This is a genomic window from Anaerocolumna sp. AGMB13020 (assembly GCF_033100115.1).
In the GTDB taxonomy this organism is placed as follows: Bacteria; Bacillota; Clostridia; order Lachnospirales; family Lachnospiraceae; genus Anaerocolumna.
Map to the genome: position 1 here is coordinate 3,275,795 of NZ_CP136910.1, position 16,095 is coordinate 3,291,889.

Here is a 16,095-nt window from a genome sequence, read left to right on the forward strand (position 1 = left end):
AGGACACTTAAATGACAGCAGTTGTGACTAGGTGAAAGGATACCACTGTCTGAGCGCCTTTCAGCGAGTTTGGTATCCTTTCACCTGCCAGGAACAACTTCTGTCATTTTAGTGGAATTTGGAACCCTGAACAGGAGATGGAGGAATATAAGCCAAACTCATCGTCCGTTTCCCAAAACCCCTCCTTTTCACCTTTACCGTCCTTTACCAGTAAAGACAGGTTTCCTTTTCTTGTATGTTGTGTTAAAATAAGCATAAGCCTATGATTTTAAAGGTTTCTGCTTATTTTGTTTTCACCTTATAAATTATTTATCATAAGGATATGTATGGCATGAATAAGCGGTTTTATACGGTATAGACAGTTACAGACACTATACCGAAAATTACTAGATAAGCAGAGGTGCTGCGGTTAAGCTTGAAAGACGCTATTTGCTGATTTGAGCGCGCCAAGGCGCAATGGTGGTTAGATTGAAAGTTTTATTGGTAGGTATTAACGCAAAATATATTCATTCCAATCCGGCAATTAGAAGCCTAAGAAATTATGCTTTGCCTTATAAGGATTGTATTAGGATTTCTGAATATACCATTAATCAATATAAAGACGATATTCTTATGGATATCTATAAACAGAAACCGGATTTTATAGGAGTATCCTGCTATATATGGAATTTTGGTATGGTTCAGAAGGTGTGCAGGGAACTGAGAAAAGTACTGCCAGAGGTTAAGCTGTGGCTGGGTGGACCGGAGGTTTCGTATGATCCAAAGGCTCTCATGGAGGAGCTTCCCTTTATTGATGGTATTATGGCCGGTGAAGGAGAAGAGGTTTTCCTGGAACTTATGAAATTTTATGTGGATGGACAGGGAGAGCTCTTAAAGATAAAGGGTATTTGCTTTCGGGACGGCAGGAAAGAGGATTTAGTGGTTCAGACACCTTTTAGAGAAGAAATGGATATGGATAAGCTTCCTTTCCCTTATGAGGATTTATCTGAGCTTGAGAACAGGATTATTTATTACGAGTCCAGCAGGGGTTGCCCTTATTCCTGCAGCTATTGCCTTTCTTCGGAAAATAAAAGGGTCCGTTTTCGTAATGTGAAGAAAGTGGAGGAGGAACTGCTTTTTTTCCTTGAGAATAAGGTGCCTCAGGTTAAATTTGTAGACAGGACTTTTAACTGTAATCACAACCACGCCATGGCAATATGGCGGTTTATTAAGGAGCATGATAATGGAATCACGAATTTTCACTTTGAGATTGCAGGTGAAATTCTGAAAGCTGACGAAATAGAACTCCTTAATTCCATGCGTGAAGGACTGGTTCAGCTGGAAGTCGGTGTACAGTCTGCTAATGAGAATACACTGGATGCCATACACAGAAGGATGAGCCTTGAGAGAATCAAAGAGGTGGTTCATCAGATTCAAAGAGGTGAGAATATCCATATTCATCTGGATTTGATTGCCGGTCTTCCCCTGGAGGATTTTCCTTCCTTTCGGGCTTCTTTTAACGAAGTATATGCCATGAAGCCGGATCAACTTCAGCTGGGATTCTTAAAGGTATTAAAGGGCTCCACCCTGAATCAGGAGCTGTCCGGCAACCAATGGGATATTGTGTATCAGGAGGAACCGCCTTATGAAGTCCTTTATACCAGATGGATCAGTTACGATGAAATCCTGCTGCTTAAGAAAGTGGAAAGTATGACAGAGATTTATTATAACAGCGGACAGTTTGAGTATACCTTAAAGTATCTGATGCACTTTTTTGATACACCTTTTGATTTCTTTCTTGCGCTGGGGAATTATTATGAGGAATTAGGACTTCACCTTATGAGCTCCTCCAGAATGGGAAGATATGAAACCCTGCTATCCTTCTTCGAACAAAGAATTGCGGCGGTGGAGAACGGGGAGGTTAAGGTACTTAAGAGCCTGATGGTTCATGACCTCTTTTGCAGGGAGAAGCTTAAGAGCAGACCTTCCTTTGCAGAGGACTATGAAGCTTATAAGAAGAAATATCAGTTGTTTTATCAGGACAAAGACAGAATAGCAGTTAGTCTGTCAAGAGATATTGGAACGGAGGATGTAAAGGGTGTTCTTCATATAGAACATTATCCTTTTAATGTGTACCAGACAGCTGACAAAGGCATAAGAACAGGGGAAGAGCAGTTTATTCTGTACGATTATAAAAACAGGAATCCGCTTAATAAACAGGCAGGGCAGGCAGAGGTGGTCTTATAGTCGCCTGAAAATACATTTCAATCTTCTTTCATCAGATTTTAAGCTGCTGTCAGCGGCGGAATGGGAGAATTTATGGCAGTAAAAAGAATTACTAAAAAGGAACGGGAGAGAGTGGAGCAGATTCTTGCTCTCCTGGACGAATATTATACAAGGGAATATAAGTGTTATCTGAATCATGAAACTCCCTGGCAGCTGCTGATTGCGACAATCTTAAGTGCCCAGTGTACCGATGAAAGGGTTAACATCGTTACAAAGGATCTTTTTGTTAAATATAAGAGCCTTGAAGATTTTGCAGCGGCAGATTTAAGGGAGCTTGAGAGGGACATTCACAGTACCGGCTTTTATCATAATAAAGCGAAGAATATTATTGAGTGTACAAAAGCACTGCTTAGGGATCACGGCGGTGTGGTTCCAAATGATATTGATGCATTAACAAAGCTTGCGGGAGTAGGAAGAAAGACAGCCAATGTTATCAGAGGAAACATATATCATGAGCCCAGCATTGTTGTTGATACCCATGTAAAACGTATCTCCGGAAAGCTGGGATTTACCAAAGAGGAAGATCCGGTTAAGATTGAGTTCGATCTTATGAAGGTTCTGCCAAAGGACCATTGGATCTTGTATAATCTTCAGATTATTGCCCATGGCAGAAGCATTTGTACTGCCAGGAGCCCAAAATGCAATGAATGCTTTTTATTTGACCAGTGCAAGTGGGAAAGTAAGTGGGATAATCTGAAATAACGAAAAGATTTTATTGTAATTTATATAAACAAAAGATTAGAGGATATGGATTTTAATCAGATATCCAGAAAAGAGGTTACAATGACAAAGAAAAACGGAATGATAACCTCCTTTGTATGCTTTGATATAGAAACCACAGGACTCTCACCGGAAGAAGATCATATAATTGAAATAGGTGCTGTCCGAGTTAAAGAGGGTAAAATAACAGAGTATTTTAACGAATTGATCAAACCGCCTTTACCCTTACCGGAGAATATTATCAAGCTTACGGGAATAACAGAAGAAATGCTTGCGAATGCAAGAACGGCTGCTGAAGTGGTGCCGAATTTCCTTGAATTTACCGGAGAAGATATTATAATGGGGCATAATATAATGTTTGACTACAGCTTCATAAAGGTCAGTGCCGGGCGTCTGGGACACAGCTTTGAAAGAGAAGGAATTGATACTCTTAAGATCAGCAGAGGAACTATCCCTGAAAAAGAGAGTAAAAGCCTTGGGAGCTTATGCAATCGCTATAATGTGGTAAATCCAAGTGCCCACCGGGCATTCCATGATGCGAAAGCTACGGCTATGGTCTATGCATATATGTGCAATGAATTTTTTGACAGCCACAGTGATGTTTTTAAGCCGCAGGTCTTATCCTATAAGGTAAAAAAGTCCCAGCCCATCACTGCAAGTCAAAAAAATTACTTGAATGATTTATTAAAATATCATAAGATAGAATATATGAATTCCATAGACAATCTGACGAGAAGCGAAGCTTCTAAATTGATTGACAGCATTATTCTCAACAAGGGAAGGTTAAACTATAAGCCTGCCACATAAGTATAAAGCTCAGAATAATTAGAGTAGTTTAAACAATACTATAATGTATCAAGTACTTAGAAAATAATAAGTGTATTTTATGCAGTAACAGGACTAGCAATCCATGGAGCAAAATATGGAGAAACAATTAATTGGTTCCGGAAATACGGCAGAAGTCTTTGAATGGGGTAAGGATAAAGTCCTGAAGCTTTTTTATGAGGGTTACCCGGAGCCTGCTGTAGAAAATGAATACACAAAAGCATTGTCTGTAAAAGAATTGGATTTTCCCAAGCCCATTCCCTATGAAAGGCTTAGATACAAAGGACGTTCAGGAATAGTATATGAAAAAGTTTTGGGAGTGTCGTTGGAGAACTGGTTTTTTAAGACTGGAGATCTGGATAAGTGTGCTTTTATGATGGCTGCTCTGCATAAAAGAATGCTGGAATTTGATTTGAAGGATTTACCTGATTACAAAGAGTTTCTGGCATATCATATTCATAATGCTGAGCGTTGTAAGATAGATGAGAAGGAAGAAGCACTTCGGATACTCCAAAGATTACCTGAGGGTAATACCTTGTGTCATGGTGACTACCATCCAGGAAATATTTTGATATCTGGAACGCAGACCTATGCAATAGATTTTATGAATCTGTGCAGAGGAAATTATTTGTATGACATAGCCCGTACAGTATATTTAGTAGAATATACGCCTGTTTCTGAAAATGCTACAGAAAAAGAAGGGTTATTAGATATAAAACAGACACTTGTGAAGAAATATTTAGGCTATATGGGAATAACAAAAGATAGGATTAAGGATTATTTGCTTGTAATAGGTATTGCCAGAGCTGGCGAATGTCCCAATGAATATATATGATTGCAGTTGGTTAAAATTTTTATAACTTAAATATAAAAGACAGGAATATAATTGCTGTTAATGAAATAAGAAAGAGGTGTATCAATTGAATTTCAACAACCACAAGGTAAAGAGAGCAATCTCTTTAGTAATAGTAGTAGTCCTGGTGCTGGCTATGGTAGCACCTATGCTTATCAATATTATATTTTAATAAATATTGATATACATAAGAATTATTGTTTATAATATACTTATCAGAAATTGCTTTTTAATTTCTGATAAAAGGCAGCGACCTTTGCTGCCGTGCATCCGATAATAGGAATGCTTTAAAATTCCTATTATATACTTATCAGAAATTGCTTTTTAATTTCTGATAAAAGGCAGCGACCTTTGCTGCCGTGCATCCGATAATAGGAATGCTTTAAAATTCCTATTATATACTTATCAGAAATTGCTTTTTAATTTCTGATAAAAGGCAGCGATTTTGCTGCCTCTAAAAATCAGTCAGCAGAGGAGGGAAAGCAATGAAGAACAGTAAATGTGTAATACGGATAGTGTTTGTTTTTGCATTATTTCTATTATCTACCTGTAACTGGACCAAGGCTTTTGCCGCAGCCGAAGAGGAAGTAATAACCAAAGGGGTATATATTGATTCGGTTGATATTGGTGGAATGACCAAGGAACAAGCCGAACAGGCAGTAAAAGATTACGTAGATTCATTGAAGGGAAAAACAGTAACCGTTGATATAGATGGGGAGAAAGAAAAAATATCCCTGGCAGATTTAGGGTTCACCAGCAAAGAGAACACGTATATTGAGGAAGCCCTGGAAATCGGAAAAAACGGTAACCTGATCAAGCAATATAAAGAATTAAAGGATACCCAGGAAAATAATCTTACCTATAAGCTGGAATTCAGCATGTCAGATGATGAGCTGAAGACGTTTGTTAAGAAACAGCTATCCAGTCATAATGTTAAAGCGAAAAATGCCACTGTAGCCAGAAAGAATGGCGAATTTGTCTATACCGATGAAGTGGTGGGTATGAAGGTAAATACCACTGCAACCGCTAATTCTATCAAAGAAGCTGTATTACAGGACTGGACAGGTGAGGATGTTAACATATCAGCAGAAATAAAAAAGGACGAGCCGAAGTATACCAGAGAAATGGTAGAAAAATGTAACACCATTCTTGGCTCCTATTCCACTACCTATACATCATCTTCCAACGATCGTGCAGCTAACCTGGCAAATGGTGCAAGACTAATCAATAATACAGTATTGTATCCGGGGGATGTATTTTCTGCTTATGAAAAATTAACGCCTTTTACAAAGGCAAACGGATATTACGAAGCAGGCGCATATGCAAATGGTAAAGTAATAGATTCCATTGGTGGCGGAGCCTGCCAGGTAACAACGACTCTGTATAATGCAGTGCTCTTTTCAGAGCTGGAAGTGGTGGAGAGATTTCCCCACTCTATGACCATTAGTTATGTATCTCTCTCAAGAGATGCTGCTATTGCAGGAACCTGGAAAGATCTGAAATTCAAAAATGACACAGATACACCGATTGTAATTGAAGCGTCTACGCAAGGAAGAACCATAACCTTTAATATCTGGGGAAATGAAACCAGAGACACAGAGGGAAGAAAGATTAAGTTTGAGACGGTTGTTTTAAATGAAAAAGCCCCCGGTGCAGATGTAGTAACCAAAGACCCGAATCAGCTGGAAGGCTATGAATATACAACTCAGTCCGCTCACACAGGTTACTCAGCAGAGCTTTATAAAGTTGTCTATGAAAATGGTGTTGAAGTAAGCCGTACAAAAATTAATAAGAGTGTATATAACCCTTCTCCAAGATATGTAACAATTGGAACGAAGAAACCAGAGCCGGAAGAGAATGCGGAAGAACCAGATGATGCAACCGATACTTCCTCAGAAGGTGCAACGGATGTACCTGCTTCTGGTACAAACGGAAACAAAGGACAGACAGAGGGTAATAAAGGACAGTCTGATGGCAAAAAAGGTCAGACAAAGGGTACCGGTGAAACAGAGAGTAGCGATGATGGCAGCCAGGGCGTTATTGAACCCCAGGATGATGACATTTAAGAAGCAGATGCAGACTAATAGAATGGTCTGTGTGGGTTGCTGCATAACAGTTTTTGTTATGCAACAACCCCTTTTCACAATCTAATACACGAAATTTATAGATTGAAAGGCATACTACAAGCATACTTGCGGTATTGCATAAACAAATAGTTTGATTTTTTTAAACTATCTGTTGTTATGAATTATATCCTAATTTATAAATGTGCCTTGGGCACAGATGGGAGTTACCATGCAGATGGGGAAAGTATCGGAAGCTATATTAAAGCGTTCCGTCCTAAGACAGATAAAGCAGAGAAGGGATGAAGTACTTCAGAGGCCTGGAGTTGGTGTGGACTGCACAGCTTTGGGAATAGGAGAAGAGGAAGGAATGCTTTTGACCTCCAATCCCATAACAGTTTCGAAAGAACTGCTTCCTTCTACTGCCATACATAGTGCTGTAGCAGACATCAGGGCAGCTGGCGGTGATATTATAGGTGTTATGCTTACGATACTGCTTCCGAAGGATTCACAGGAATCCCAGCTTCAGAATATTATGAAGGAAGCGGAAAACACAGCCAAAGCATATAACCTTGAGATCATAGGTGGACATACAGAGATAACTTCCTACGTCAACAGGCCGGTTATTACAGTGACAGGTGTCGGAAAGATACGTCGCAGCCGGGTTACCGCATCCGCGGGCGTCCTGCCCGGAGATGAGATTGTAATGACGAAATGGGCAGGGCTTTTAGGGACTGCTATCCTTGCCAAGGAGCATACACAAGAGCTTCTAACCAGATATAACAGAGATTTTATACAGAATGCAGAGGATTTTACCGCATTTCTGTCCATAGCCGCAGATGCGGATATCGGAGAGGAAGCCGGAGTGAAACTTATGCATAATCCCTCAAGAGGCGGTATTTTTGCAGCCTTATGGGAACTTGGAGTTCGCACAGGATTGGGTCTGACAGCAGATTTAAGGAAAATTCCTATCAGACAGGAAACCATTGAAATCTGTGAATTTTTTGATTTAAATCCTTATCAGCTTTATTCGGCAGGCTCTCTTTTACTGGTTACCGGGAAAGGAAATGAACTTGCAGAAAAGTTAAATGACAGCGGTATTCCGGCAGTTGTAATCGGAAGATTTACTGACGGTAATGCAAGAACCATACGAAATCAGGAGGAAGAGAGATTCCTGGAGCCCCCGAAAACGGATGAACTTTATCAGGTTAACGTTGTAAAATAACGGAAACATACAAACACCATGTATACATAGCACAAGTGAAGCAAATGCATGGTCTTAATAAAGGAGCCTTTTAAGAATTGCTTTTTTATTACCAAAGCACGGTATTATACTGGGACGGGTGAAAGAAAATATAAAATCGAAAGGATGCCACAGGATCTTCTTTCACTTTAAGGATTCACATCAGAATGCAGGCTTTCTCCTCATTCTTATGTTTGTGGCAGTATTGCAGGTTTTCCTGCGATATGCATGGGTATGAAAATGTTAAAGGAAAAAATTTTACAGGCTATTGATAAGAATAGTAAGCTTACACCAAAAGATCTGGCTGCTATGCTTAATGCAACTGAAGAAGAAGTGGCAACTGCCATTAAGGAATTAGAGGAAGCATCTATTATCTGTGGTTACCCAACTTTGATTAATTGGGATAACGCAGAGAGTGAAAAGGTAACAGCCCTGATAGAAGTAAAGGTAACACCTCAGAGAGGTCAGGGATTTGATAAGATTGCGGAAAGAATCTATAAATTTGACGAGGTAGAATCAGTTTATCTGATGTCCGGTGGATTCGATCTTACGGTAATAATCGAAGGCAAAAGCATGAGAGAAGTGGCTAACTTTGTGTCCAGCAAATTAGCACCTATGGAAGCGGTTCTCAGTACTGCGACTCATTTTGTTCTGAAGAAATACAAAGAGCATGGGCTGCCCCTGGTTCATGAAACCAAAGATGAAAGGATGCTGATTACACCGTGAGAGACCCATTATCAAAGACCGTCGTAAGCATTGAGCCTTCCGGCATACGTAAATTTTTTGACATTGTAAGTGAAATGAAGGATGCGATTTCTTTGGGTGTGGGAGAGCCGGATTTTGATACTCCCTGGCATATCCGCGAAGAAGGCATCTATTCCCTGGAGAAGGGAAAGACTTTTTATACTTCCAATTCCGGCTTAAAGGAATTGAAGATTGAAATATGCAGCTATTTAAGCCGACGTTTCGGATTAAGCTATAACTATGATCATGAAACCATTGTTACCGTTGGCGGCAGTGAAGCAATTGATATAGCGCTCAGAGCTATGCTGGATCCCGGCGATGAAGTACTGGTGCCTCAGCCAAGTTATGTCTCTTATGTACCCTGTGTTGTGTTGGCAGGCGGTAAACCGGTTATTATTGAATTAAAGGAGAAGGATGAGTTTAAGCTTACAAAAGAGAGCCTTCTTGAGTCCATCACCGATAAGACGAAGGTGTTGGTGCTTCCTTTCCCCAACAACCCTACAGGTTCCGTAATGACAAAAGAGGATCTGGCTGAAATTGTCCCTATCATACTTGAGAAGGATTTGTTTGTTATATCCGATGAAATCTACTCTGAACTTACTTATGGCGGTCAGCATATATCCATCGCTGCTTTTCCTGGTATGAGGGAGAGGACAATTGTTATTAACGGCTTCTCCAAGTCCTATGCCATGACAGGCTGGAGGCTGGGTTATGCTACAGGTCCTGCAGTTATCATTGAGCAGATGACAAAGATTCATCAGTTTGCCATTATGTGTGCACCGACTGCCAGCCAGTATGCTGCTGTTGAAGCTTTAAGAAACGGTGATGCTGATGTCGCTATGATGAGGGAGTCCTATGATCAGAGAAGAAATTATCTGGTAAAAGCCTTTAATGATATGGGCTTGACCTGTTTCGAGCCTTTTGGAGCTTTTTACATCTTTCCCAGCATTCAGAGCATGGGCATGACTTCAGATGAGTTTGCTACGAAACTTTTGATGGAAGAAAAGGTGGCTGCTGTTCCGGGAACTGCTTTTGGATGCGGCGGAGAAGGCTTCCTTCGTATTTCTTATGCTTCTTCCATGGAGAATTTAAAGATTGCCGTAGAAAGAATCGAGCGGTTTGTTAAGAAACACCGTGGATAAGAAAAGAGGAATTACGTTATGAACATCGTATTACTGGAACCGGAGATACCTGCTAATACCGGGAACATTGGACGTACCTGTGTTGCAGCAGGAGCCAGGCTCCATCTAATAAAACCCCTTGGGTTTTCTCTGGAGGAAAAAGAGATTAAACGAGCAGGTCTTGATTACTGGAAGGACCTTGATGTTACAATCTATGAAAACTATGCTGATTTCTTAGAGAAGAATCCGGGGGCCAAGATTTATATGGCAACCACCAAAGCCTTAAAGGTATATACAGATGCTGATTACGAGCCCGATGCTTATATTATGTTTGGCAAGGAGAGTGCTGGAATTCCTGAGGAGATATTGCTTGATAACAAGGAAAATGCAATCCGTATTCCTATGATGGGAGAGATTCGCTCGTTAAATCTTGCCAATTCTGTTGCGATTGTACTGTACGAGGCTTTAAGACATAATGATTTCTCAGGGATGCGAATGGCAGGAAAGTTGCACCGCCATTCCTGGGATGAAGCTTAGGAAACTTATAAAACTCTTTCCCATGAGAGAAGAAATAATAAATTAATGTAGTCCATATCTGCTAAAAGTATAAATAGAAGTTGCATTCAAGATTGACAATGCAGCTTCTATTTTTTTGCTCTGGAATAGGGAGCTTGTCTCTAGTGCAAGCTGAATATGAAAGCGAACTGCGTGCAGGAAAAAGTTTATCATAGGAATTAAAGGAGTTGAACAGGTTCCCTGCCTTGTTTGGCTTTTTTTATTTACCAACTATTTTGCAACATATTTAAAAAGTGTTGACATTTTTTCTAAACAATTATAAAATTAGTTTGTTTTCAAATTATAAGGAGATGCGTTTACAGATATAATAAACAAAATTGTATTATATAAACTAGATAGATAAACATTAGTATAATACGTTTGTGATTAAATGTTTGAGATTCATTTATTAAGAGTACATATTATTTTTAGAAAAGGGGATGGAGTATGGGCGAAAAAGCCAAGGATTTAAGTGAAAAAGCTAAGGATTTAAGTGAATGGGTGATTTTCAAAGAGTTATTAAGATTCGTCAGACCATATAGAAAGTGGGTGGTAATAAGTTTGATCTGCGCAGCGGTTATTAGTGTTTGTGATATAGCTTCTGTTTCTTTTATAACAAAATTAATTAATATCATAAATGACAGCAGCAGAGAAGCTATAACAAGAATTATAATGATGCTTACAGGTACATTACTCCTGGGCGTTATTGCAAGTTTCCTGATGCCTTATTCTTCAGGTCGTGCCGGCATCTTTGCAATCAGGGATATCAGAAATAAAGTAGTTATGCATTATGATACAGTGGAGGTAGCTGCTAAAGATGAGATGCATTCCGGTGATATAACATCAAGATTAAGTAATGATATTTCGAAATTAGAAGCACTCTTTGGGAACTTATCAAACTATATTTATACCCCTTTAATCGTTATAGCAACCACGGCATATTTATTAACCATAGAATGGAAGCTTGTTATTCTAAGCTTTATATCAATTCCTATAGCATTAATTCTGTCAAATATATTAAGCAGACCTATGGATAAATATTATGAAGATTATTATGGGTATTTGGGTGAGACAAACAGCATTATCCAAGATGCAATTACGGGAATTTCCATCTTAAAGGCCTATAATCTGCAGGAAGTATTTTATAAGCGATGTGCAGAAAAAATAGATAAATCCCTGGAACTATATCAAAGGAAAATAAATAGCAGAGGTTGTTTTATGATGCCAATAATGTTCATGGTATATGAATTTCCTTATGTGGTTTGTGCGACATATGGAGGATATCTGGCGTTTAGTGGAGAAATATCAGCTGGCAGTCTCATAGCATTTGTCTTATTACAGAGATTTATTGTAAATCCCACCTCCCAATTACCTAATCTGATAATGAATATCAGAAGTTCTTTGGGAGTAGGAAAAAGACTGTTGCAGTTATATACACTGCAAACAGAAAGAACCTCCGGTGAGGAAGAGAAGCAAAGGGTCAGTGATACAGTCATTGATTTTCATAAGGTTTCCTTTCGATATGCATCTGGCATTGATGCGATAAAAGACCTGAGTTTTAAAGTAAATAAAGGTAGCAATACAGCAATTGTGGGAGCAAGCGGATGTGGAAAAAGTACAATTATAAATTTAATTTGTGGTTTTTATAAATCGAGGAATGGAGAGATAAAAGTATATGGAAAAAATATTAACCATTGGAAGCCAAGCAGCTTGCGGGAGGAAATTGCATTAGTAGCACAGGACACTTATCTGTATCCGGATTCTATTGAGGAGAATATTCGATTTGGTAAGCCTTCATCTACCCGTGAAGAGGTCATAAGAGCAGCAAAAGCAGCAAATGCCCATAATTTTATAATGGAGTTATGCAATGGCTATGATACACAGGTTGGAGAAAGAGGCGTCAAATTATCGGGTGGACAAAGACAAAGACTGGGAATAGCCAGAGCTATCTTAAAAGGAGCGCCTATCTTACTGCTGGATGAACCAACATCAGCTTTAGATTATGAATCGGAGCTTCTTATACAGCAGGTATTGGAGGAAGTATCCAGAGATAAGACCATAATTACAATTGCCCATAGATTATCTACAATAAAACGGGCTGACAGGATATTGGTGATGGATAATGGAACGATGAAAGAAGGGGGTACCCATGACGAGCTTATTCTAAAAGATGGTATATATAAGAAATTGTATAATCAACAGAATAAACAGATGGTATATCCACTCAGAACAGGGCAGGTAACGATGAATGAAAGTTAAGCATTTCTTAAATGAATTATATAAAATGATTTCTTTATTAAAGGAAATGAAATGGATCTATTTTTTCGCGCTGTTTCTCAGCTGTACGATTAATGTAACTAGTAATGTATTAAGTGCCTTTGTTAATAAAAATATGATCAAGACAGTAGAAACAGGAGATATGCATTTTCTGTTCAGTGGATTTGTTCTGGCTATCATAGCATTTTTGATAGGTATAATTCTATTTCCATTTTGCATTTATCTTAAAGTAAGTGTAATAAAGAAAGCAATGGCTGAGTTAAAGTTAAAGGTGTTCAGACAGGTAGTTGAATTGCCCCTGTCTTATCATGATAGTAAGCATAGCGGAGATTTGACATCTAGAATGATGAATGATATAAATTCAATTGAAAGTTCATTAAATGATGATATGCAAATGGCAGGTGTATCATTAATCGGTGGAATTTGCTCAGCTGTTTTAATGCTTCGGATGGACTTCCGGTTAGCACTGATAACTATGGTAATTGGTTTTCTTTCTGCAAAAGCTAATATAGCCTTTTCCGGATCCTTGCGTATACTGGGAAATAAGATTCAGGAATCTTATGGGGTGTTGAATCAATATTTAATTGATATAACAACAGGTTATCGGACAACGATGATATTTAACATAGGAAGTATAATTACAGGCAGATATATCAGGGAAAGTCAGGAAAATGCATCACTTAACTATAAACGTGTCTGTAAGAATTCACAGCTAAATGGTATAAATTATTTGTCCGGAGTATTAAGTATGACGGGAGTCTATGTAATAGGAGTACTAATGGTATTGAGCGGTCAAATTGAATTGGATACAGTGGTTGTAATTGTAGGCTTGCAAAAAGGTGTAAATTATATGTTCTTAAATATTGGGAAATTTAGAGCTCAGCTACAAGGCGCTTTTGCCGGAGCCTCCCGTATATCAGAGTTACTGGAAGAGATCCCGGAACCTGATAGGAGAGAGGGGAATTCAGAGGTAAGAAACGAGACAGAATGTGGTGAAATTCTGTTAGAGAATGTTAGGTTTCTGTATAATGGCCAGGATACATTAATAAATAATATAACGTTGAATATATACAAAGGGAGTGCAGTTGCATTGACCGGGGTCAGTGGAGCTGGAAAGAGTACCATCATTAAATTACTAATGGGTTTTTATCCCTTAAGTTCGGGGAATATTTATATAAACAACAAATCAATTGATGCGCTTAGCCTGAAAGCATTAAGAAATCAGATTGCCTATGTGCCTCAAGATGCCTATTTGTTTAACGGTACAATCGAAGAGAATATAAGATACGGTAAGATAAATGCCACCACAGAAGAGATAGCAGAAGCCGCTAAAAAAGCAAATGCCCATCATTTTATAATGAAGATGCCGGATGCTTATGATACAATGGTAGGCGAAAGCGGGAAGAAACTTTCAGGCGGACAAAGACAGTGTATTTCTATTGCACGGGCTATCTTAAAAGATGCGCCTATCCTGTTGTTGGATGAAGCTACATCTGCATTGGATTCGAATTCAGAAGAATTGGTTCAAAAGGGACTGGCGGATGTATTTAAGAATAAAACGGCACTTGTCGTAGCGCATCGCCTTTCAACTATTGAAAGAGCAAATGAAGTTTATGTATTAAAAAAGGGTAAACTAGCGGCTGCTCAAAAGGCCTAAGGACATATAGTCTTCTCTTCCTGTTTGGTGCAGTTGGTTTAAATCAATGTTGAAGCCTCTTGGGTTTCCACCACATACTGGACAAAGATATCTTACTCATTTATGTGCTATGCATTTGCATAATAGTTACCAGCTTCTGGCATATAAAAATGGCAACATGTCTTTCGGGCAGTGTATTGCAGGAAAGCCAAGGGGTTTCTTGACATTTACATTAATGTTGAAAGAACCTTGCTTACAGGGGGAAATTATAGAATAATTTCTATAAAAGAACCAATTAGATAAAACCATCTGTACGTGGCAGTGTAAATACAAATTCTGTTCCTACACCCTGGGTACTGATAACATTTATATTCTCATTATGGGCGCTGATAATTTCCTTTGTTATGGACAGACCAAGACCTGTACCCTTCTTATCCTTGCCTCTGGAGGAATCGGTCTTGTAGAAGCGCTCCCATACCTTATTAATGCTCTCTTTTGGTATACCGATACCGTAATCTTTCACAGAAATGAACACCTTATCACCTTTTTCCTGCGTGGAAATCTTGATAGTGGAACTATGGTGGCTGAACTTTATGGCGTTATCCAACAGATTATATAATACCTGTTGAATTTTCCCCATATCTGCATCTACCAGGGTCACCTTATTGGAGAAAATCAGGTTTAGGGTGATTTTCTTATCCTTACAGGAGCCTTCAAAGCTTTCCGCAGTTTTCTTAATAATATGATTGATATCAAAGGAGGTAATCTCTAACAGGGTACCCCTGTTCTCAAAACCATTCAGGGTCAGCAGGCCGCTTGTAAGCTTGGTTAGACGCTCCGTTTCAAAAGAGATGATTCCAAGGTATTTGTCTTTCATCTCATAAGGAATGGTACCATCTAAAAGAGCCTCTGCATAACCTTTGATAGAGGTTAGGGGAGAGCGGAAATCGTGGGAGATATTTGCCACAAATTTCTTCTGGTAATTATCCAGATTTCGAATTTCACCAGCCATATATGCCAAGGAATTGGATAATGTGCCGAACTCATCTGTGGTGTGAAGGGGTCTGGAATAGGTGTAGTTGCCTTTTGTGTATTCCAGCGCAGCTTTGTTTAGTTTGTTTAATGGGCGAACGGTTGCGTAATAAATGTAAGCAAATACTATGACTTGAAAAGCACAGAATATAAGCAGGCAGATATTCAGGGTATCAGTAAAACCCAGGCTTGATTTGTGTATTTTATCATAGGAATAATGAATTACTACATAACCTCGTACCTGATATTTATATAATACCTTATATACAACGCTTACCATAGGTGTTTTTAAGACGCTTTCTAAACTGCCGGTGGCAGGAAAGGGCTGATATAAGAAATCTGAGTCCAGCTCAAAGATGTTTATATAGTCGTTTCCGGTATCCGAGGGAGTGGTATCATAAAGTACAGTCCCGTTCTTGTTGACGATCCATATCCTTGCATCCAGCATGGTGGACATTGCTTTGACCTTTGAAGATAAATCCGACAGGGAAAGCTTCTGATTATAAAAATCTGACATATAATCGTTGGAGATGGACAGCGCCTGGGTATAGAGCTGCATCTTCTTTTCTTCCACCAGCTTTTCCGCATAATGATTTAAACCATAGGTATTCAGCAGCAGGAACATAAATACTGCCGAAGCAAAATAAAGCAGGATGAGTTTCATAAAAAGGGTCCGTTTCATGTGTTGCTCCATTCTTTTTGCAAAAGGTATTTTGCAGTTAACTACTGACTTACATAGCCGCTATCAGATAACGGCTATG

Annotated in this window: 12 protein-coding genes; 11 read left to right on the plus strand and 1 reads right to left on the minus strand. The window is 39.0% G+C overall.

What is annotated here, in order from left to right; genetic code table 11:
- Window positions 1-459 precede the first annotated feature (459 nt).
- The 11 genes from R2R35_RS13350 to R2R35_RS13400 all read left to right on the plus strand — a co-directional run bounded on the left by R2R35_RS13350 (window position 460) and on the right by R2R35_RS13400 (window position 14,323).
- The gene (locus tag R2R35_RS13350; RefSeq protein ID WP_442872249.1) at window positions 460-2,226 is read left to right on the plus strand and encodes a B12-binding domain-containing radical SAM protein; all 1,767 of its coding nucleotides are present in this window, start codon (window positions 460-462) and stop codon (window positions 2,224-2,226) included.
- Between the two features lie 72 nt (window positions 2,227-2,298).
- Window positions 2,299-2,967: an endonuclease III gene (gene nth / locus R2R35_RS13355; RefSeq protein ID WP_317730310.1), complete on the plus strand. Its 669-nt coding sequence runs from the start codon at window positions 2,299-2,301 to the stop codon at window positions 2,965-2,967.
- 81 nt (window positions 2,968-3,048) lie between these two features.
- Window positions 3,049-3,792 (plus strand): exonuclease domain-containing protein, encoded by a 744-nt coding sequence (locus R2R35_RS13360; RefSeq protein WP_317730312.1) that lies wholly within the window; start codon window positions 3,049-3,051, stop codon window positions 3,790-3,792.
- Between the two features lie 115 nt (window positions 3,793-3,907).
- A complete protein-coding gene (locus tag R2R35_RS13365; RefSeq protein WP_317730313.1) occupies window positions 3,908-4,645 on the plus strand; it encodes an aminoglycoside phosphotransferase family protein in 738 nt (245 codons plus the stop codon).
- A gap of 503 nt (window positions 4,646-5,148) precedes the next feature.
- Window positions 5,149-6,729 carry a VanW family protein gene (locus R2R35_RS13370; RefSeq protein WP_317730314.1) on the plus strand — a complete coding sequence of 527 codons (1,581 nt, stop codon included), beginning with the start codon at window positions 5,149-5,151 and terminating at the stop codon, window positions 6,727-6,729.
- Window positions 6,730-6,958: 229 nt separating this feature from the next.
- Window positions 6,959-7,951 carry an AIR synthase family protein gene (locus R2R35_RS13375; RefSeq protein WP_317730315.1) on the plus strand — a complete coding sequence of 331 codons (993 nt, stop codon included), beginning with the start codon at window positions 6,959-6,961 and terminating at the stop codon, window positions 7,949-7,951.
- A gap of 258 nt (window positions 7,952-8,209) precedes the next feature.
- Complete coding sequence (locus R2R35_RS13380; protein ID WP_317730316.1) at window positions 8,210-8,695, plus strand: Lrp/AsnC family transcriptional regulator; 486 nt, start codon at window positions 8,210-8,212, stop codon at window positions 8,693-8,695.
- Entirely contained in the window at window positions 8,692-9,855 is a 1,164-nt protein-coding gene (locus R2R35_RS13385) for an aminotransferase class I/II-fold pyridoxal phosphate-dependent enzyme (RefSeq protein ID WP_317730317.1), read from the plus strand. The genes R2R35_RS13380 and R2R35_RS13385 overlap by 4 nt, the downstream gene beginning before the upstream one ends.
- Before the next feature lie 18 nt (window positions 9,856-9,873).
- Entirely contained in the window at window positions 9,874-10,371 is a 498-nt protein-coding gene (locus R2R35_RS13390; RefSeq protein ID WP_317730318.1) for a tRNA (cytidine(34)-2'-O)-methyltransferase, read from the plus strand.
- A 465-nt stretch (window positions 10,372-10,836) separates the two neighbouring features.
- Window positions 10,837-12,648: an ABC transporter ATP-binding protein gene (locus tag R2R35_RS13395; RefSeq protein WP_317730319.1), complete on the plus strand. Its 1,812-nt coding sequence runs from the start codon at window positions 10,837-10,839 to the stop codon at window positions 12,646-12,648.
- Window positions 12,638-14,323: an ABC transporter ATP-binding protein gene (locus tag R2R35_RS13400; protein ID WP_317730320.1), complete on the plus strand. Its 1,686-nt coding sequence runs from the start codon at window positions 12,638-12,640 to the stop codon at window positions 14,321-14,323. Before R2R35_RS13395 ends, R2R35_RS13400 begins: the two co-directional genes overlap by 11 nt.
- A gap of 274 nt (window positions 14,324-14,597) precedes the next feature.
- Here R2R35_RS13400 and R2R35_RS13405 read toward each other — a convergent pair whose 3' ends face one another.
- Window positions 14,598-16,016 (minus strand): sensor histidine kinase, encoded by a 1,419-nt coding sequence (locus R2R35_RS13405; protein ID WP_317730321.1) that lies wholly within the window; start codon window positions 16,014-16,016, stop codon window positions 14,598-14,600.
- Window positions 16,017-16,095 lie beyond the last annotated feature (79 nt).

Excerpts from the sequence above, each read along its gene's own strand:
- R2R35_RS13380 (WP_317730316.1), top strand. The coding sequence starts at position 8,210 with ATGTTAAAGGAAAAAATTTTACAGGCTATTGATAAGAATAGTAAGCTT.
- R2R35_RS13375 (WP_317730315.1), top strand. The coding sequence starts at position 6,959 with ATGCAGATGGGGAAAGTATCGGAAGCTATATTAAAGCGTTCCGTCCTA.
- R2R35_RS13405 (WP_317730321.1), bottom strand. The coding sequence starts at position 16,016 with ATGAAACGGACCCTTTTTATGAAACTCATCCTGCTTTATTTTGCTTCG.
- R2R35_RS13365 (WP_317730313.1), top strand. The coding sequence starts at position 3,908 with ATGGAGAAACAATTAATTGGTTCCGGAAATACGGCAGAAGTCTTTGAA.
- nth (WP_317730310.1), top strand. The coding sequence starts at position 2,299 with ATGGCAGTAAAAAGAATTACTAAAAAGGAACGGGAGAGAGTGGAGCAG.
- R2R35_RS13370 (WP_317730314.1), top strand. The coding sequence starts at position 5,149 with ATGAAGAACAGTAAATGTGTAATACGGATAGTGTTTGTTTTTGCATTA.
- R2R35_RS13390 (WP_317730318.1), top strand. The coding sequence starts at position 9,874 with ATGAACATCGTATTACTGGAACCGGAGATACCTGCTAATACCGGGAAC.
- R2R35_RS13360 (WP_317730312.1), top strand. The coding sequence starts at position 3,049 with ATGACAAAGAAAAACGGAATGATAACCTCCTTTGTATGCTTTGATATA.
- R2R35_RS13395 (WP_317730319.1), top strand. The coding sequence starts at position 10,837 with ATGGGCGAAAAAGCCAAGGATTTAAGTGAAAAAGCTAAGGATTTAAGT.
- R2R35_RS13400 (WP_317730320.1), top strand. The coding sequence starts at position 12,638 with ATGAAAGTTAAGCATTTCTTAAATGAATTATATAAAATGATTTCTTTA.